The organism is Mycobacterium sp. PSTR-4-N (assembly GCF_022348085.1).
Lineage (GTDB): Bacteria > Actinomycetota > Actinomycetes > Mycobacteriales > Mycobacteriaceae > Mycobacterium.
Genome location: NZ_JAKRFN010000006.1, coordinates 42,138 through 58,711, shown reverse-complemented (window position 1 = coordinate 58,711; position 16,574 = coordinate 42,138). Strand labels below are relative to the sequence as shown.

19 protein-coding genes are annotated in these 16,574 nt (G+C 70.5%); 14 read left to right on the top strand and 5 right to left on the bottom strand.

Features of this window, described 5'->3' with window-relative positions; all coding sequences use genetic code 11:
• Positions 1-188 precede the first annotated feature (188 nt).
• Genes nth through marP form a run of 4 tightly spaced genes read left to right on the top strand, consistent with a single transcriptional unit; the run spans position 189 to position 3,497 of the window.
• Positions 189-869 (top strand): endonuclease III, encoded by a 681-nt coding sequence (gene nth, locus MHN84_RS10690; RefSeq protein ID WP_241204849.1) that lies wholly within the window; start codon positions 189-191, stop codon positions 867-869.
• A gap of 8 nt (positions 870-877) precedes the next feature.
• Positions 878-1,531 carry a TlpA disulfide reductase family protein gene (locus tag MHN84_RS10685; protein WP_241204621.1) on the top strand — a complete coding sequence of 218 codons (654 nt, stop codon included), beginning with the start codon at positions 878-880 and terminating at the stop codon, positions 1,529-1,531.
• Positions 1,528-2,310 carry a CoA pyrophosphatase gene (locus tag MHN84_RS10680; protein ID WP_241204620.1) on the top strand — a complete coding sequence of 261 codons (783 nt, stop codon included), beginning with the start codon at positions 1,528-1,530 and terminating at the stop codon, positions 2,308-2,310. The genes MHN84_RS10685 and MHN84_RS10680 overlap by 4 nt, the downstream gene beginning before the upstream one ends.
• Positions 2,307-3,497: an acid resistance serine protease MarP gene (gene marP, locus MHN84_RS10675; protein WP_241204619.1), complete on the top strand. Its 1,191-nt coding sequence runs from the start codon at positions 2,307-2,309 to the stop codon at positions 3,495-3,497. Before MHN84_RS10680 ends, marP begins: the two co-directional genes overlap by 4 nt.
• Here the strand turns inward: marP and MHN84_RS10670 are convergent, their stop codons facing one another.
• Together MHN84_RS10670 and MHN84_RS10665 are read right to left on the bottom strand one after the other, a co-directional pair.
• Complete coding sequence (locus tag MHN84_RS10670; protein ID WP_241204618.1) at positions 3,498-4,457, bottom strand: alpha/beta fold hydrolase; 960 nt, start codon at positions 4,455-4,457, stop codon at positions 3,498-3,500. It lies immediately after the preceding gene.
• Positions 4,457-4,966: a phage holin family protein gene (locus MHN84_RS10665; protein ID WP_241204617.1), complete on the bottom strand. Its 510-nt coding sequence runs from the start codon at positions 4,964-4,966 to the stop codon at positions 4,457-4,459. The genes MHN84_RS10670 and MHN84_RS10665 overlap by 1 nt, the downstream gene beginning before the upstream one ends.
• Before the next feature lie 203 nt (positions 4,967-5,169).
• Here MHN84_RS10665 and MHN84_RS10660 point away from each other — a divergent pair, with 203 nt between their 5' ends.
• A complete protein-coding gene (locus MHN84_RS10660; protein ID WP_374238358.1) occupies positions 5,170-5,829 on the top strand; it encodes a S1 family peptidase in 660 nt (219 codons plus the stop codon).
• Between the two features lie 17 nt (positions 5,830-5,846).
• Here the strand turns inward: MHN84_RS10660 and MHN84_RS10655 are convergent, their stop codons facing one another.
• Both MHN84_RS10655 and acs read right to left on the bottom strand, forming a co-directional pair.
• Positions 5,847-6,107, bottom strand: a complete 261-nt coding sequence (locus tag MHN84_RS10655) for a lipopolysaccharide assembly LapA domain-containing protein (protein ID WP_241204616.1) — start codon at positions 6,105-6,107, stop codon at positions 5,847-5,849.
• A 106-nt stretch (positions 6,108-6,213) separates the two neighbouring features.
• Complete coding sequence (acs, locus tag MHN84_RS10650; RefSeq protein ID WP_241204615.1) at positions 6,214-8,175, bottom strand: acetate--CoA ligase; 1,962 nt, start codon at positions 8,173-8,175, stop codon at positions 6,214-6,216.
• 137 nt (positions 8,176-8,312) lie between these two features.
• Here acs and MHN84_RS10645 point away from each other — a divergent pair, with 137 nt between their 5' ends.
• Positions 8,313-9,083 carry an oxidoreductase gene (locus MHN84_RS10645; protein ID WP_241204614.1) on the top strand — a complete coding sequence of 257 codons (771 nt, stop codon included), beginning with the start codon at positions 8,313-8,315 and terminating at the stop codon, positions 9,081-9,083.
• A 425-nt stretch (positions 9,084-9,508) separates the two neighbouring features.
• Here the strand turns inward: MHN84_RS10645 and MHN84_RS10640 are convergent, their stop codons facing one another.
• Positions 9,509-10,297, bottom strand: coding sequence for an HAD-IB family hydrolase (locus tag MHN84_RS10640; protein WP_241204847.1), 789 nt, complete (start codon positions 10,295-10,297; stop codon positions 9,509-9,511).
• Positions 10,298-10,793: 496 nt separating this feature from the next.
• Here MHN84_RS10640 and ssd point away from each other — a divergent pair, with 496 nt between their 5' ends.
• From ssd to MHN84_RS10600, 8 genes are read left to right on the top strand one after another with little or no spacing between them, the layout of a single operon-like run.
• Complete coding sequence (gene ssd / locus MHN84_RS10635; protein ID WP_241204613.1) at positions 10,794-11,882, top strand: septum site-determining protein Ssd; 1,089 nt, start codon at positions 10,794-10,796, stop codon at positions 11,880-11,882.
• Positions 11,879-13,054, top strand: coding sequence for a TadA family conjugal transfer-associated ATPase (locus MHN84_RS10630; protein WP_241204612.1), 1,176 nt, complete (start codon positions 11,879-11,881; stop codon positions 13,052-13,054). Before ssd ends, MHN84_RS10630 begins: the two co-directional genes overlap by 4 nt.
• Positions 13,051-13,830: a type II secretion system F family protein gene (locus MHN84_RS10625; protein ID WP_241204611.1), complete on the top strand. Its 780-nt coding sequence runs from the start codon at positions 13,051-13,053 to the stop codon at positions 13,828-13,830. The genes MHN84_RS10630 and MHN84_RS10625 overlap by 4 nt, the downstream gene beginning before the upstream one ends.
• Positions 13,827-14,399: a type II secretion system F family protein gene (locus MHN84_RS10620; RefSeq protein WP_241204610.1), complete on the top strand. Its 573-nt coding sequence runs from the start codon at positions 13,827-13,829 to the stop codon at positions 14,397-14,399. The genes MHN84_RS10625 and MHN84_RS10620 overlap by 4 nt, the downstream gene beginning before the upstream one ends.
• Positions 14,400-14,420: 21 nt before the next feature.
• Entirely contained in the window at positions 14,421-14,624 is a 204-nt protein-coding gene (locus tag MHN84_RS10615; protein ID WP_241204609.1) for a DUF4244 domain-containing protein, read from the top strand.
• A 17-nt stretch (positions 14,625-14,641) separates the two neighbouring features.
• Entirely contained in the window at positions 14,642-14,944 is a 303-nt protein-coding gene (locus tag MHN84_RS10610) for a TadE family type IV pilus minor pilin (protein ID WP_241204608.1), read from the top strand.
• The gene (locus MHN84_RS10605; protein WP_241204607.1) at positions 14,913-15,302 is read left to right on the top strand and encodes an Rv3654c family TadE-like protein; all 390 of its coding nucleotides are present in this window, start codon (positions 14,913-14,915) and stop codon (positions 15,300-15,302) included. The genes MHN84_RS10610 and MHN84_RS10605 overlap by 32 nt, the downstream gene beginning before the upstream one ends.
• A 19-nt stretch (positions 15,303-15,321) precedes the next feature.
• Positions 15,322-16,560, top strand: coding sequence for a serine/threonine-protein kinase (locus MHN84_RS10600; RefSeq protein ID WP_241204606.1), 1,239 nt, complete (start codon positions 15,322-15,324; stop codon positions 16,558-16,560).
• The last annotated feature ends 14 nt before the right edge of the window (positions 16,561-16,574 follow it).

Below are 16,574 nucleotides of genomic sequence, written 5' to 3'. Positions count from 1 at the left end.
TCGGAGGGATCACGAAAAGCCCTCGTTAACGACCTGACCGGAGCCGCCGTGCCCGTGGTTCTGTCGGGGCTGGTCAGTACGCTGGCGAGGTGACCGCGACCAAACGGGCCAGTGCTGGGGACACCGCCAAATCTGCCGCCAAGTGGGACAGAGAGACCCACCTGGGTCTGGTGCGGCGCGCCCGCCGGATGAACCGCACGCTGGCCGAGGCGTTTCCGCACGTGTACTGCGAGCTCGACTTCACCAATCCTCTCGAGCTCACGGTCGCCACCATCCTGTCCGCGCAGAGCACCGACAAGCGCGTCAACCTGACCACGCCGGCGCTGTTCTCGGTCTACCGCACCGCGCAGGACTACGCCCGAGCCGACCGCGCGCAGCTCGAGGAGCTGATCCGCCCCACCGGGTTCTTCCGCAACAAGGCGTCCGCCCTGATCCGGCTGGGCCAGGAGCTGGTCGAGCGGTTCGACGGCGAGGTGCCCGCCACCCTCGACGAACTGGTCACGCTGCCCGGGGTGGGCCGTAAGACGGCCAACGTCATCCTCGGCAACGCGTTCGACGTCCCCGGGATCACCGTCGACACCCACTTCGGCCGGCTCGCCCGGCGGTGGCGCTGGACCGCCGAACAGGATCCGGTCAAGGTCGAGCACGCGGTCGGCGAGCTGATCGAACGGCGTGAATGGACGCTGCTCAGCCACCGGGTGATCTTCCACGGCAGGCGCGTGTGCCATGCCCGTAAGCCTGCGTGCGGGGTGTGCGTGCTCGCCAAGGACTGCCCCTCCTACGGCACCGGCCCCACCGATCCGCTGGTGGCGGCTCCGCTGGTCAAGGGCCCGGAGACCGAGCACCTGCTGGCACTGGCCGGCCTGTAACGGCCCCGATGAGCACGTCCGCACGCTGGAGCGTCGTGGCGCTGGTGGTCCTCATCGCGCTCGGCGCCGCGCTGTTCAACGAGCTCGGAGACGACCCGACCGGTCCCGCAGCACCCGCGGCACCTGGTGCGGTGTCGCCGCGCGACAAGCGCGACGCCGACACTGCGGACGCGCTGGCGGCGCCGCGCGCGCGGGCCGCTCTCGCGCCCTGTCCCACCTCGGGCGCCGGGGCGGGACCGGAGGTGTTGCGCGGCATCGTCGTCGAATGCGCCGGTGACGGCACTCCGGTCGAGGTGGCCCGCGCCGTCGCGGGCCGGCCGACCGTGCTCAACCTGTGGGCGTACTGGTGCGGGCCGTGCGCCGACGAGCTACCGGCGATGGCGGAATACCAGCGCCGGGTCGGGTCGTCGGTGCAGGTGCTCACCGTCCATCAGGACGAGAACGAGACCGCGGGGTTGCTGCGGCTCGCCGAGCTCGGGGTGCACCTGCCGACGCTGCAGGACGGGCGGCGCCGGATCGCCGCTGCGCTGCAGGTTCCCAATGTCATGCCGGCGACGGTGGTCCTCCGCGGAGACGGTAGCGTGGCGCAGATCCTGCCTCGGTCGTTTGCCACCGCCGACGAGATCGCCGCCGCAGTGGACCCGACGATTGGAGTGAGGTGAGCTGGGAGATCGTCGACGGTGAGCTGACACCCGACGCCGCACCGCCCTGGCTGTCCCCGCTCGTCACGGACCCGGCCGCGATCAAGGACGCCTACCGGCAACGGGTGCCCGCCGGAGTCCTCGCGGCGCTGACCGCGGCGAACGCCACCGCAGCCGTCACCGGCGCCCGCCGCGACGCCGCCGTGCTGGTGTTGTTCTCCGGACCCGACCACGGCACCCCGGGTGAGCTGCCGCCCGACGCGGACCTGCTGGTCACCGTGCGAGCCTCGACGCTGCGCCACCACGCCGGCCAGGCCGCATTTCCCGGCGGCGCCGCCGACCCCGGCGACCGCAGCCCGGTGCACACCGCGCTGCGCGAAGCCACCGAGGAGACAGGGCTGGCGGCCTCCCGGCTGCAGACCCTGGCCACCCTGGACACGATGTTCATCCCGCCGTCGGGTTTCCAGGTGGTGCCGGTGCTCGCGTACTCCGCCGACCCCGGGCCGGTCGCGGTCGTCGACCCGTCCGAGACCGCCGTCGTCGCCCGGGTCCCGGTGCGCGCGTTCGTCAACCCGGACAACCGGCTCATGGTGTATCGCAAGGAGAACACCCGCCGTTCGGCCGGCCCGGCGTTCCTGCTCAACCAGATGCTGGTGTGGGGATTCACCGGTCACGTCATCGCCGCGATGCTCGATGTCGCCGGCTGGACGCAGCCCTGGGACGCCGACGCCGTCCACGAACTCGGCGATGCAATGGCGCGCCTGGAGGCCGCGGGCAGCTACGGTGAGGTCCAACGATGACATCGTCACAGTGGCTGGACATAGCCGTACTCGCCGTAGCGCTGATCGCCGCCATCTCGGGCTGGCGATCCGGCGCGCCCGGTTCTGTGCTCGCCCTGGTGGGCGTGGTGCTCGGCGCGGTCGCCGGCGTGCTGCTGGCCCCGCACGTGGTCGATCACATCGACGGGCCGCGCACCAAACTGTTCACGACGTTGTTCCTCATCCTCGCGCTGGTCGTGATCGGTGAGATCGCCGGCGTGGTGCTGGGCCGCGCGGTCCGCGGCGCGATCCGCAATCCCACGCTGCGCGTGGTGGACTCGGTGATCGGCGTGGCCGTGCAACTGGTCCTCGTGCTGACCGCCGCGTGGCTGCTCGGCACCGCGCTGGCCTCCTCGCCGCAGCCCAACCTCGCCGCCGCCGTGCAGGGCTCGCGGGTGATCGCCGAGGTCGATTCCGTCGCGCCGAACTGGTTGCGCTCGGTACCCGGCCGGCTGTCCGGGCTGTGGGACACCTCGGGGTTGCACGACGTCCTCAAGGATTTCGGTCCGACGCCGGTCGCTGCGGTCGACGCGCCGGACGCCTCGCTGGCCAACTCCGCGGTCGTCGGCACGACGCGGTCCAGTGTGGTCAAGGTGCGTGGCGTCGCCACCGGATGCCAGAAGGTGCTCGAGGGCAGCGGATTCGTCGTCGCACCCAACCGGGTGATGTCGAATGCCCACGTCGTCGCCGGATCGGAGAGCGTCACCGTCGACGTCGACGGCAAGGAGTACCCCGCCACGGTCGTCAGTTACGACCCCGACGCCGACATCTCGATTCTCGACGTGCCCGACCTGCCGTCCGCGCCACTGCAGTTCGTCGACACCGAGGCGCCCGCCGGCACCGACGGCATCGTGATGGGCTATCCCGGTGGTGGCGACTTCACCGCGACGCCCGCGCGGGTGCGCGAGGTGATCGAACTCAACGGGCCCGACATCTACCGGAAAACCACCGTGACGCGCGAGGTGTACACGATCCGCGGCACCGTGAAGCAGGGCAACTCGGGCGGCCCGATGATCAACCGGTCGGGCAAGGTGCTCGGCGTGGTGTTCGGCGCGGCCGTCGACGACGTCGACACCGGGTTCGTGCTGACCGCCCAGGAGGTGGCCCGGCAGATGGCCCGGGTCGGCAACGTCGCCCCGGTTGCGACGGGCGCCTGCATCAGCGGTTGATCAGCCGTACACCTGCCGAAGGAACCGCTCGAGCTGCGCGTTCACCGCTGCGGGCGCCTCTTCGTGCGCGAAATGCCCCGCGCCGTCGACAGATACGTAACGGCCGTGCGGCGCGAAGTTCTGTGTCCGGTACACCGGGTCGGCGAGCACATACGGATCGGTGTCGCCACGCAGATGCAGCACCGGCACGGCGATCGGCCGCTTCATCGAGCGCATGAACCGTCGACCCTCGCTGCGCAGCTGGCTGCGTACCGCCCACCGCTGATACTCCAGCGCCGAATGCGCGGCCGACGGAATCTGGATGGCCCGCCGCAACAGCGGCATGGTCTCGGCGAAGTCGTCGCCGGCCTGCCACCGCGCGCTGGACCGGGCACGCACGATGCGCTCGAGTTCGACACCGTCGTGCCGGGTCAGGACGCGTTCCGGCCACATCGGCAGTTGATAGCGCAGCATCGACGGCAGCAGCGCCCGCCCCTGATCGCGGCGGCGCACCGTCGAGGCCCGCAGCGCCGCCGGGTGCGGTGAGCTGACCACCGCTATCGCGTGCACCACGCGCGGATGCAGCACCGCCGTGGCCCAGCAGACCAGTCCGCCGTCGGCGTGGCCCACCAGCGTCGCGGTGTTGTGGCCCAGCGCGCGCACCAGACCCGCGGTGTCCCCGGCGAGTGTCCAGCCGTCGTATCCGCGCGGAGGTTTGTCGCTGCCGCCGTAGCCGCGGAGATCGACCGCCACCACCCGCGCTCCCGACAGGCCCCGCAATTGATGCCGCCAGGACCACCAGAACGAGCCGAAGCCGTGCAGCAGGATGACCAGGGGCCGGTCGGTCAGTGGCCGGGACTGGTCATCGGCACCCGCCTCCCGTTCGGCCTCGACGACGTGGAAGCGGATGCCGTTGGCGTGCACGTCGAGATGACGCCACGGTCCGCCGATGCGAACGACCGACGGATCGGGTGCGGCCATTACCAGCCGGAGGGGTCTGCCGCCGCAGGCTGCTTGCCGTTCGTGCCTGTGGTGACGGCCTTCTTGTCGGCGCCGCCGCCGAAGGCCTCGGGGATCTCCTTGACCGATTCGATGGTCTTGCGGGGACCGCGGATGCGCCGCACCTTCAGGAAGCCGACCAGTGCCAACACCGCGGTCACCACGACCATGATCCCGAAAACGATCAGGAACGCCGCCCAGCGCCACAACCACGTGTCGAGCAGCTCGGCGACGAAGAAGAAGAAAAAGAACGTGGAGTAGAACAGCACCACCAGCGCCAGGATGAAGAAGACGCTGCCCGTCAGGCCCTTCTTGACGTCGCGGGTGATCTCGGCCTTGGCGAGTTCGACCTCGGCGCGCACCAGTGTCGACACCTGGGCGGTCGCCTCCTTGACCAGATCGCCGATCGACGGGTCCGGCTTCGGCGCGTGCGGATCCACCAGCGGTATGGATGTCACCGTCGCCGGTGCGCCGTTACTGCGATCGCTCACAAGAGCTTCCTTCCCCGCATGTGATCTGGTCGCGGCTTATGTTGCCACGTGGCGTGAAACGAAACGATTCCGCGGTGCCGTTAGACTGCCTTGATTCCTTCTATGGCGGGTCGGGCCGTAGTCATCGGCATGTCGATTGGGTGTGAGCTGTGAAGACGAACGACCAGCCAGGACTTCTTTCTGCGATCTTCGCGGTGCTGACGCTGCTCGGTGCGGGTCTGATCGGCGTCACCGGTGTCGCACATGCGGCAGCTCCGGTCACCCTCGGCGGAGGTTCCGGTCTGGTCGTCAACGGCGACACGCTGTGCACGCTGACCGCGATCGGCACCGACCGCAGCGGCAATCTCATCGGTTTCACCTCCGCGCACTGCGGCGGGCCCGGCGCAGTCGTCGCCAGTGAGACCGAGCAGGATTCGGGCATCGTCGGGACCATGGTGGCCGGCAACGACGTGCTGGACTACGCGGTGATCAAGTTCGACCCGGCCAAGGTGCGTCCGGTCAACGAGGTCAACGGGTTCCGCATCGACGGCATCGGACCCGACCCCACGTTCGGCGAGGTGGCGTGCAAGCTGGGGCGGACCACCGGCTATTCGTGCGGTGTGACGTGGGGACCCGGACAGCAGCCCGGCACGATCGTCAACCAGGTGTGCGGACAGCCCGGCGACTCCGGCGCGCCCGTCACCGTCGGCAACAAGCTCGTCGGCATGATCCACGGCGCGTTCTCCGAAGACCTGCCCACCTGCGTGGTCAAGTTCATCCCGCTGCACACGCCTGCGGTGACGATGTCGATCAACACGCAGCTGGCCGACATCACGGCCAAGAACAGGCCGGGCAGCGGGTTCGTACCCGTCGGCCCGGCCTGACGTCACGTCCGGCGTGCTCAGCGCACCGCGCGGCGCAGCCGAATCGCTGCGCTGACGATCAGCGCGATCACCGCGCCGACACCCGCCGCGCCGAGCAGCGCGACACCCTGGGCGAGGTCGAAGTTCCAGCCGACGAAGTTGATCGTGGTGTGCACCGTGTTCTGCAGTACGAAGACCGCCAGCGCGACGACGAGCAGAAACGCGACGGTCAGCGAGAACTTCGCCGCGAAACCGGAACGACGGGCGGGGGTGTGGTCCGTGGTGCGGTGAGTGGTCATGGTCGATCCCTCTTTTCTGTGATCCGTTGTGTCACAGATAGAGACGGAAACCATGGGCACAACCGAACGTCGCGCGGACGTGACGCTGCACACCCGCGCGACGGGTTTACTTGCTGGCCCTGATCGCTTCGAAGACGCTGGGGTCGACCAGTGTGGAGGTGTCGCCGAGTTCACGGCCTTCGGCGACGTCGCGCAGGAGCCGGCGCATGATCTTGCCGCTGCGCGTCTTCGGGAGTTCGGGTACGACGTGGATCTCCCGCGGTTTGGCGATGGGGGAGATCTCCCGGGCGACCTCGGCACGCAACTCGTCGACCATGGACTCCTCTCCGCCGTGGGCGCTGGACTTCAGGATGACGAACGCGCAGATCGCCTGGCCGGTGTGCTCGTCGGACGCGCCGACGACCGCGGCCTCGGCCACCCCGGAGTGCCCGACGAGCGCCGACTCCACCTCGGCGGTGGAGATGCGGTGCCCGGAGATGTTCATGACGTCGTCGATGCGGCCCAGGACCCAGATCTCGCCGTCCTTGCCGTACCGGGCGCCGTCACCGGCGAAGTACCAGCCCTGCTCGGCGAAGCGCGACCAATAGGTCTCCTTGAACCGCTCCGGGTCCCCCCAGATGCCGCGCAGCATCGACGGCCACGGCTTGTCGAGCACCAGGTAGCCGCTGGCCTGCTCGCCGTGATCGGTGCCCGGCGCGAGCTCGTTGCCGTCGTCGTCGACGATCTTGGCCGAGATGCCCGGCAGTGCGCGCATCGCCGAGCCCGGCTTGCATTCCGTGACACCGGGCAGCGGGGAGATCATGATCGCGCCTGTCTCGGTCTGCCACCAGGTGTCCACGATCGGCGTCTTGTCCGCACCGAACGCCATCCGGTACCAGCGCCACGCCTCGGGGTTGATCGGCTCACCGACCGAGCCCAGCAGTCGTAGGCTCGACAGGTCGTGCTCGGCGGGGATCTGGCGACCCCACTTCATGAACGTGCGCACCAGCGTCGGGGCGGTGTAGTAGATGGTGACGCCGTACTTCTCGATGGTCTCGAAGTGGCGATGCTCGTTCGGCGACGCCGGCGTGCCCTCGTAGACCACCTGGGTGACGCCGTTGGACAGCGGCCCGTACACGATGTAGGTGTGGCCGGTCACCCAGCCGATGTCGGCGGTGCACCAGTAGACGTCGGTCTCGGGCTTGATGTCGAAGACGTTGAAATGGGTGTACGACGCCTGGGTCAGGTAGCCGCCCGAGGTGTGCATGATGCCTTTGGGCTTGCCGGTGGTGCCGGAGGTGTAGAGCAGGAACAGCGGATGCTCGGAGTCGAACGCTTCGGGGGTGTGGTCGGTGGAAGCCTTCGGCACCACCTCGTCCCACCACAGGTCACGTCCGTCGGTCCACGGGACGTCGATCCCGGTGCGGCGCACCACCAGCACGTGTTCGACCGGGCTCTGGTCGCCGAGGCCGTCGATGGCTTCGTCGACCCCGTCCTTGAGCGACACGGCCTGCCCGCGCCGGTATTGACCGTCGGTGGTGATGACGATCTTTGCTTGGGCGTCGTCGATGCGGGCTTTGAGCGCGCTGGCGGAGAATCCGGCGAACACGACCGAGTGCATGGCGCCGAGGCGGGCACACGCCAGCATCGCGATGATGGCCTCGGGCACCATCGGCATGTAGATCGCCACCCGGTCACCCGCGGCGAGGCCGAGCTCGGTAAGGGCGTTGGCCGCTTGGCACACTTCGTCTTTGAGCTCGGCGTAGGTGATGGAGCGGGAATGACCGACCGGTTCGCCCTCCCAGTGGATCGCGACGCGGTCGCCGTTGCCGGCCTCGACATGGCGGTCCACGCAGTTGTAGGCCACGTTGAGCGTGCCGCCGACGAACCACTTCGCGACCGGGGGCTCCGACCAGTCCAGGACCTCGCCGAACGGCGTCTCCCACGCCAGCCGCTGGGCCTGGGTGGCCCAGAACCCCAGCCGGTCCGCCTCGGCCTCCTCGTAGAGCGCCTCGGTCGCATTGGCCTGAGCGCTGAACTCGGGTGCGGGCGGGTACGAAGCCTGAACGTCAGCATGCGTCTCGGTCATGACTGTGAGGGTAGTCACCCAACGTTGCATCGACGTTGGCAACTCACAACCGCCGCTGCGGGCGGCGCCCGACGGGCGACGAACGTCGCAACCGGCGCGCCGATCGGTCGGCCGGAGATGGATTAGCGTGTGCGGGCGTGACCGATCCGCTTGCCCCGCTGACCACTCTGCCCGGCGTCGCCGAGGCGGGGGAGGAGGCGCGCGAGGCCCTGGGCCGGGCGCACCGGCACCGGACGAATCTGCGCGGCTGGCCCGGCACGGCCGCCGAGGCAGCACTGCGCGCGGCCCGCGCGTCGTCGGTGCTCGACGGTGGTCCGTTGCAGTTCTCGGCTGAGGGCACGGGCAGCGAGGACAGTGACCGCGACAGCGACAGGGACCCGGTGCTCGCCGGTGCGTTACGCGTTGCGGAGGCACTCGAAGGCGGTCAGGGCGCCCTCATCGGAGTGTGGCGGCGAGCTCCACTGCAGGCCATCGCGCGGTTGCATTCGTTGGCCGCAGCCGACCTCGTCGACGCAGATTCTCTCGGCCGTCCACGCACGAACCCCGACATCGGCCGCCGCCTGGAACTGCTCGCCGACCTCGCGACCGGCGGAACTCGGGTGCCCGCGACGGTCCTCGCTGCGGTGGCCCACGGGGAACTGCTGACGCTGGCACCCTTCGGCAGCGCCGACGGCGTGGTGGCGCGCGGGGTGTCCCGGCTGATCACGATCGCCAGCGGGCTGGATCCCCACGGTCTCGGGGTGCCGGAGATGCACTGGATGCGCCGATCGGGCGACTACACCGCGGCGGCACGGGGTTTCGCCTCTGGCACCCCGACCGGACTGGCGGCATGGCTGGTGCTCAGCAACGAGGCGCTGCATGCGGGTGCCCGCGAGGCATTGTCGATCGCGGCCTCAGCCTCGTCCTGAGATCTGCTCAGCAAAGCAAAAGCGGGCGGCGTTCCGAAGTAATTCGAAAAGTACTTCGGCGCGCCGCCCGCCAGCACGAGTCGCTGGTTACCATGCGTGCGTTGTGGGTTGCGTGGGTGGCCTCGGCGCTGCGCGATCCGTTACGGCTGCGACCCCACCCAAAGGATCGTCGTGGCCGTCCGGTCTTCGCACTTACGCAGGCCCGCAACACTTTTGCCTGTTCCGCGGCATGTGCGCCGCGTGGGTTCCGGGACTCGTGCTGGGGAGCCGAGGTCGGGAGATCGAGCCTTCTCTTCCGGCTCGACCTTGGCCTCGCCCGGCTTCCGTGGTTCCTTTGTACTACGTGACTGCGGTCACATCAAGGCCCAAATGCGTCGGTTTCCCGATTCGTTACGCGGACCGTTCAGCTACGTATAGGAGGCAGATCAGAAGGCGAACCGACGCAACAGTGTGTAGGTCAGGGCTCCTGCCGCGAGCGCACTGACGCCGACGGCCGCCGTGGTCGCCACCGCCGCTCCGGACGGCGCAGGCAGCCGGTCGCGCAGCGACACCGGATTGGTGAACGACCGGATCGGCCAGTCGTGGGCGGCGGCCTCCTTGCGCAGCGCACGATCGGGGTTGACGACGGTCGGGTGTCCGACCGTCGTCAGCATCGGGAGGTCGGTGATGGAGTCGGAGTAGGCGTAGCAGTGCTCGAGCGCGTACCCCTCGCGAGCGGCCAACGCGCGGATCGCCTCCGCCTTGCCCTCTCCGTAGCAGTAGAACGCGATGTCACCGGTGTAGCGGCCGTCTTCGACGACCATCCGGGTCGCCATCGCGTGTGTTGCGCCCAGGGCCCGTGCGATGGGACCGACGATCTCCTCGCCCGAGGCGGAGACGACGACCACGTCGCGACCGCACAGTTTGTGGTCGGAGATCAACTCCGCAGCTTCGGCGAACACCAGCGGGTCGACGATGTCGTGCAGCGCCTCACCGACCACCGACTTGACCTGCTCGACGTCCCAGCCGGCGCACATCGTCGTGATGTGGGCGCGCATCCGGTCCATCTGATCGTGATCGGCGCCGGACATGGTGAACAAGAATTGCGCATAGGCGGATTTGAGGACCGTTCGCCGGTTCATTAGCCCTTGGCTGAAGAACGGTTTGCTGAAAGCCAAAGTGCTGGATTTCGCGATGACGGTTTTGTCGAGATCGAAGAACGCCGCGGTCCGCACGGGGTGCTCGCCGGACGGCGTCCCGGAGGCCGCTTCGGCACCCGTCGCCGGGTCGGAGGGGTTCACGCTGTCAGCATAAGACGCGCTCGCGTGACAAATAGCGGCAGATCGTACAAATTGGCAGTTCACGACACGTGGCTGCGTCTGCAGCGATTTCAAGATCTGCGTCGACTTCTCTCCGGCGCGGTCTTGCGCCAGTCCGCTCGCGCGTGTGTATAGTGGGCATCACTCGGCTTATGCCGGGTGTGCATCAGCCCGACCCCCCGGGGCTGATACACGACGACCTCCGCCTCCTCCCCCCCTGGCGGGGGTCGTCCCTTTTCTGGACCAATTCGCAATGCGGATAGTTCACGGTCCACCCCAATAGTTGCGGAACGTCATTTTCGGCGACCGCGCAAGTCTCCAGATGCGCGGACCTGTGGACAGGTCCGCGGTCATCCACAGGACGCCGCGGCGCCCTGGCGGCGGGCATCGGACGCCGCGCAGTCTGAGCTACGTGACCGCTGCCGCCGTTCTGATCGTCGTCTCCGATCCCGTCCTGCGCGGGCTGATCGACCGCGTGGTCGCCGCGTCCGGTGTGCACGCCGTCCGCAGCGCCGATGCCGCGGACCGACGCGCGTGGTCCGGTGCGGCGGCCGTTCTGCTCGACACCGCGGCGGCTCGCGCGTGCGTCGACGGCGCTCTTCCCCGGCGGGCGGGCGTGGCGTTGATCTGCACGTCTGGCCCCGACGCGACCCACTGGGAGGCTGCCGTCGCGGTCGGCGCCCACCACGTCCTCGCGCTGCCCGCCCAGGAGGCCGACCTCATGGCGGTGCTGACCGAAGCTGCCGACGGTTCACCTGACGGCGGGCGCCGAGGTTCGGTGGTCGCGGTGATGTCAGGTCGCGGTGGGGGTGGTGCGTCCGTGTTCTCGGTGGCGTTGGCCCGGACGGCCGGCGAGGCTCTGCTCATCGACGCAGACCCGTGGGGCGGCGGTCTCGATCTGGTCCTGGGCAGTGAAACCGTGCCGGGTTTGCGGTGGCCGGACCTGACGCTGGCCGGCGGGCGCCTGGCCTACTCGGCTCTGCGCGCTGCGCTGCCCCGGTCCCACGGCGTCGCGATCCTGGCGGGCAGCCGAGTGCTGGCCGGCGAACGACCCGCTGCGGAGCTCGACCCGCGAGCGCTGGGCGCGGTGGTCGACGCCGGCAGCCGGGCGGCCGTGACAGTGGTCTCCGATGTCGCCCGCCGCCCCTGCGCGGCCACCGACACAGCCGTGACCGCAGCAGATCTCGTGGTGTTGGTCACACCCGCCGACGTACGGTCCTGCGCAGCCGCGGCCGCAACGGCGCAGTGGGTGCTCGCCAGCAACCCCAACACCGGGCTGCTCGTGCGCGGCCCGTCCCCCGGCGGACTGCGGCCCATCGATGTCGCGCGCATCGTCGGACTGCCGCTGCTGGCGACCATGCGTCCGCAACCGGGTGTGGATCAGCAACTCGAGCGCGGTGGTGTGCGGATGCGGGGGAGTTCGCCGCTGGCCGTCGCCGCTCGCACCGTGCTGGCCGTGCTGCAGACCCAGGGCGACTCAGCGAGAGGCGTCGCTGCGTGAACGCGCCTCTGCTCGATCGGGTCCGCGAGCGTCTCGCCGCCGACGGTGCAGCGCTGCGGCCGAGTGTCGTGGCCGCAGCGATCCGCGCCGAGTCGGGAGGCGTGCTCGGGGACACCGAGGTGCTCTCCAGCCTGCGTGAACTGCAGACCGAACTCGTCGGAGCGGGCATCCTCGAGCCGCTGCTCACCGCGCCCGGCACCACCGACGTGCTCGTCACGGCGCCGGACGCGGTGTGGGTCGACGACGGGACGGGTTTGCGACGCAGTGGTGTGAGGTTCGCTGACGACGCCGCGGTGCGGCGCCTCGCGCAGCGGCTCGCGCTGGCGGCGGGCCGGCGCCTCGACGACGCCCAACCGTGGGTCGATGGCCACCTCACCGACCTGGGGAGATCGGCGGGGGCTCCGATGAGTGTGCGGCTGCACGCCATGTTGTCGCCGATCGCCGCGGGCGGCACCTGTCTGTCCCTGCGCGTGCTGCGCCCCGCCACCCAGGACCTGGATGCGCTGGCAGCCACCGGCACCATTCCCGCCGAGGCGGCTGCGTTGTTGCGTGGCATCATCGCGGCCCGGCTCGCCTTCGTGGTGTCGGGCGGCACGGGTAGTGGCAAGACGACGATGCTGGCCGCGCTGCTCGGTGCAGTGCCCGCCGACGAACGGATCCTCTGCGTCGAGGACGCCGCGGAGCTGGCACCGCCTCATCCGCACCTGGTCTCGCTGGTCGCCCGCGCAGCCAATGTGGAGGGCGTCGGCGAAGTCACCGTGCGCGACCTGGTTCGGCAGGCGCTGCGGATGCGGCCCGACCGCATCGTCGTCGGCGAGGTACGCGGCGCCGAGGTGGTGGACCTGCTCACCGCGCTGAACACCGGTCATGACGGCGGCGCGGGCACGGTGCACGCGAACAGCCCGGCAGAGATCCCCGCTCGATTCGAGGCGCTCGCCGCCCTCGGCGGGCTGGACCGCGCGGCGCTGCACAGTCAGCTCGGCGCCGCGATCCAGGTGGTCGTGCACATGTCACGGACCAGGACGGGCCAGCGCCGGGTCACCGAAATCGGGGTGCTCGAGCGCGAGCGCGACGGCGCGGTGACGGTGGTGCCGGGCTGGGATGCCGACACCGGGCAGCGAGAGGGCGCGGACACGCTGCGGCGTCTCATCGAGCGTAGGACTGGGTCGTGACAGTGGCAGTAGTCGCGTTGGCGCTGGCGCTGCTGGCGTGGGCACCGACGACACGGGCGCCTGCCCGGCCGACGGCGGCCCGGCCGCGTCGGCGGCCGCCGACGCTGCTGGTCGCCCTTCTCGCCGGCACGGTGTCGGCCTGCATTCTTCCGCTGACCCTGGTGCTTGCGGCCGCGACGATGGTGACGGTGGTGGCGGTGCGCCATCGGTGCCGTGCCAGGCGGCGCGTGGGCATCGACGAGGCGAACGCGCTGCACGGTGCGCTCGAAGTCCTGGTCTCCGAACTGCGGGTCGGGGCGCATCCCGTCGCCGCGATCGACACCGCTGCCCGGGAGATCGCGGGGCCCGTCGGCACGTCGTTCGCCGCCGTCGCGGCCCGTGCGGTTCTCGGTGCCGACGTTGTGGCCGGACTGCGGGCAGAGTCGCACCGCTCACTGGTGCCGGGGCACTGGGAACGGTTGGCGGTGTGCTGGCAGCTCGCTGCGCGGCACGGACTCGCGATCGCATCACTGATGCAGGCCGCGCAGCGCGACCTGGCTGAACGCGAACGCTTCCGGTCCCGAGTGGACGCGGGGATGGCGGGCGCGCGCACCACGGGCACGCTGCTGGCCGGGTTACCGGTGCTGGGCGTGCTGCTCGGGTGCGCGATCGGTGCCGATCCGCTGGGTTTCCTGATGTCCGGCGGCATCGGTGGGTGGCTGATGTGTATCGGCACTGCGCTCATCGGGGCCGGTCTGCTGTGGTCGGACCGCATCACGGCCTCGGTGCTGATATGACGTCGGCCGCGCTGTTCCTCGCGCTCGCAGTGCTCACGCTCCCGCAGGTGTCCACGGCGCGAAGGGCGACAGGCCGGCACGCGCCGTCGCAGATGAGGCCACCGGCGCCGGCGGACGGGCCGCTCGCGGTGGCGGCAGCGCTGGACGCGTTCGCGGCGTGCCTGCGCGCGGGGATGGCGGTGTCGAGTGCGGCGGCAGCGGTCGCCGAGGCGGCGCCGTCCCGGCTGGCGGCTGTCTTGCGGCGTGGCGCCGATCTGCTGGCGCTGGGCGCGGATGCCGGCCGGGCCTGGGCGGACCCGGCAGACGAAGCCGACATGCATGTGCGCGCCTATCTGCGGCTGGCGCGCCGATCGGCGGCATCGGGCGCCGCGCTGGCGCAGGGCGTCGAGGATCTCGCGACCACGCTGCGAGCCGAGGCCGCTGATGCTGCCGGAGCCCGAGCCGAGCGCGCCGCCGTCCTGATCGCAGGCCCGCTGGGGCTCTGCTACCTGCCGGCGTTCATCTGCCTGGGCATCGTGCCGGTCATCGCGGGGCTGGCCGGAGATGTCCTGCGCTCAGGAATGTTGTGACAACCAACGAGGAGGATCTGCATGCTCAATCAACGAGTCGCTGCACTGCGGGCGCGTCTGCTGCTGTTCGCGGTGGCCGACGACGGAATGTCCACCGTCGAGTACGCGATCGGCACCATCGCTGCCGCGGCCTTCGGCGCGATCCTGTACACGGTCGTGACGGGGGATTCGATCGTCGGTGCGCTGACCAACATCATCACGCGCGCCCTGAACACGAACATCTAGATGCCGGTTTCGCGACCGTGGAGGCGGCGTTCGCCATCCTCACGCTCGCGGCGATCCTGGCGGTCTGCCTGGCCGGGCTCACCGCGATCACCATGCAGGTGCGGTGTGTCGATGCCGCCAGGGAAGCCGCCCGCCTCGCCGCTCGCGGTGACGAGAACGCCGCCACCGCGACCGCCCGCCAGATCGCGCCGCCGCACGCCGGCATCGAACTGCGGCGCGACGGCGGGTTCGCGGTCGCGACCGTCACATCGCGGGCGGCGCTGCTGCCGGGCGTCGCGATCACCGCCCGTGCCGTCTCGGCGCTGGAGCCGGGCGTCTGACGACACGGGCGCGGCCACCGTCCTCGCGGCGTTCCTCATCACCGCCGTGGTGGCCGTCGCGTCGGGCGCTGCCGTGCTCGGCTCGGTCGTGATCGCCCGGCATCGCGCGGCCGCGGCGGCGGATCTCGCCGCGTTGAGTGCTGCGGCCGCACTGCCCGGCGGCAGAGAGGCGGCGTGCACGACGGCGGCTTCCGTGGCACGGGCGATGGCCTCTACGGTGACCGGGTGCGAGGTCGACGGGCTGGACGTGCTGGTGACCGCCGAGGTGGTGCCGGCGATCGGCGCGGCTCTGGTCGGCGCGGCAACAGCGGCCGCCCGCGCGGGCCCGCTCGAAGCGGCAGGGTTTACGTGGCCGTAAGCCTGGATACGCACCCGTCATGACCGGCCGCGAACTGCTCGCCGGCCGCTACGAACTGCGCGGCCTGCTCGGTCGCGGCGGGATGGCCGAGGTCCGCGACGGCTGGGACACCCGGCTGTGCCGGCCGGTGGCCGTCAAGGTGCTGCATCCGCACATGGCCGACGATCCCGAGCTGCGCCGTCGATTCGAGGTCGAGGCGAAGGCGGCGGCAGCCCTCGAGCATCCCAACGTGGTCGCCGTCCACGATTTCGGCGAGCATGACGGAGCGCCGTTCATCGTGATGGAGCGGCTCCCCGGCCGCACGCTGCACGACATGATGGGCGCGGGTCCGATGGCTCCCCACCAGGTTCGCGCCATCCTCGACGACGTCCTCGCCGGCCTGAACGTTGCTCACGCCGCCGGCGTGCTGCACCGCGACGTCAAACCGGGCAACGTCCTGGTCTCGTCGTCCGGAGATCGGATGAAGGTCGCCGACTTCGGCATCGCCAAGACCGGCGGCGGCGCCGAAACCAAGACGGGCCAGATCATCGGGACCCTGTGCTACATGAGCCCGGAGCGGGTCACCGGAGCTCCCGCGTCGGTCGCCGACGACCTCTACGCCGTCGCCGTCATCGGATACGAGGCGCTGGTCGGGCACCGCGCCTTCCCGCACGACAACCCGGTCGCCCTGGCCCGCGCGATCATCGACACACCGCCGCCTCCGCTGAGCCAGATGCGCACCGACATCGATCCCGCGCTGGCGGCCGTGATCACCCGCGGGATGGCCCGCGATCCCGCTCACCGCTTCGGCGGCGCGGACCACATGCGCGCCGCACTGGCCGGTGACCCCGCTGCTCTGGCCGCTCCACGACCCGTCGCCGCCGCGCCGCGACCCGCCACGCGGGTGATGGCGACCCCGCTACCACCGACCGCGGGGTACCCGCCGCCCCCGCCGGTGCGCGCGACCCGAGGGCGGCGGAATCCGCGCCGCGTCATCCTCGCGGGGGCCGCCATCGCCGCCGCGTTCGTCGTCTCGGCGCTGGCGCTCGCACTCGATCCCTTCAGCTCGTCACCCTCGCCGGCGTCGGTCACCACCAGCACCAGCGTGACCCCGCCGCCCACCCCGCCTCCCACCGAGCCGAGCAGTGCGACCCCGGTGACGTCGGCACCACCGCCGGCCGTGGCACCGGCCCCGGCCCCCGAACCGCGGGGAGGCGGACCGGGGCCCGGCCACGGCAACGGCAACGGCCACGGAAACGGCAAGAAGGACAAGCCCTAGCCCGGCACCTGAGC

Bases quoted from the DNA above. Each gene is read 5' to 3' on its own strand.
- nth (WP_241204849.1), top strand. From the start codon at position 189: ATGAACCGCACGCTGGCCGAGGCGTTTCCGCACGTGTACTGCGAGCTC.
- MHN84_RS10600 (WP_241204606.1), top strand. From the start codon at position 15,322: ATGACCGGCCGCGAACTGCTCGCCGGCCGCTACGAACTGCGCGGCCTG.
- MHN84_RS10685 (WP_241204621.1), top strand. From the start codon at position 878: ATGAGCACGTCCGCACGCTGGAGCGTCGTGGCGCTGGTGGTCCTCATC.
- acs (WP_241204615.1), bottom strand. From the start codon at position 8,175: ATGACCGAGACGCATGCTGACGTTCAGGCTTCGTACCCGCCCGCACCC.
- marP (WP_241204619.1), top strand. From the start codon at position 2,307: ATGACATCGTCACAGTGGCTGGACATAGCCGTACTCGCCGTAGCGCTG.
- MHN84_RS10655 (WP_241204616.1), bottom strand. From the start codon at position 6,107: ATGACCACTCACCGCACCACGGACCACACCCCCGCCCGTCGTTCCGGT.
- MHN84_RS10670 (WP_241204618.1), bottom strand. From the start codon at position 4,457: ATGGCCGCACCCGATCCGTCGGTCGTTCGCATCGGCGGACCGTGGCGT.
- MHN84_RS10615 (WP_241204609.1), top strand. From the start codon at position 14,421: ATGCTCAATCAACGAGTCGCTGCACTGCGGGCGCGTCTGCTGCTGTTC.
- MHN84_RS10620 (WP_241204610.1), top strand. From the start codon at position 13,827: ATGACGTCGGCCGCGCTGTTCCTCGCGCTCGCAGTGCTCACGCTCCCG.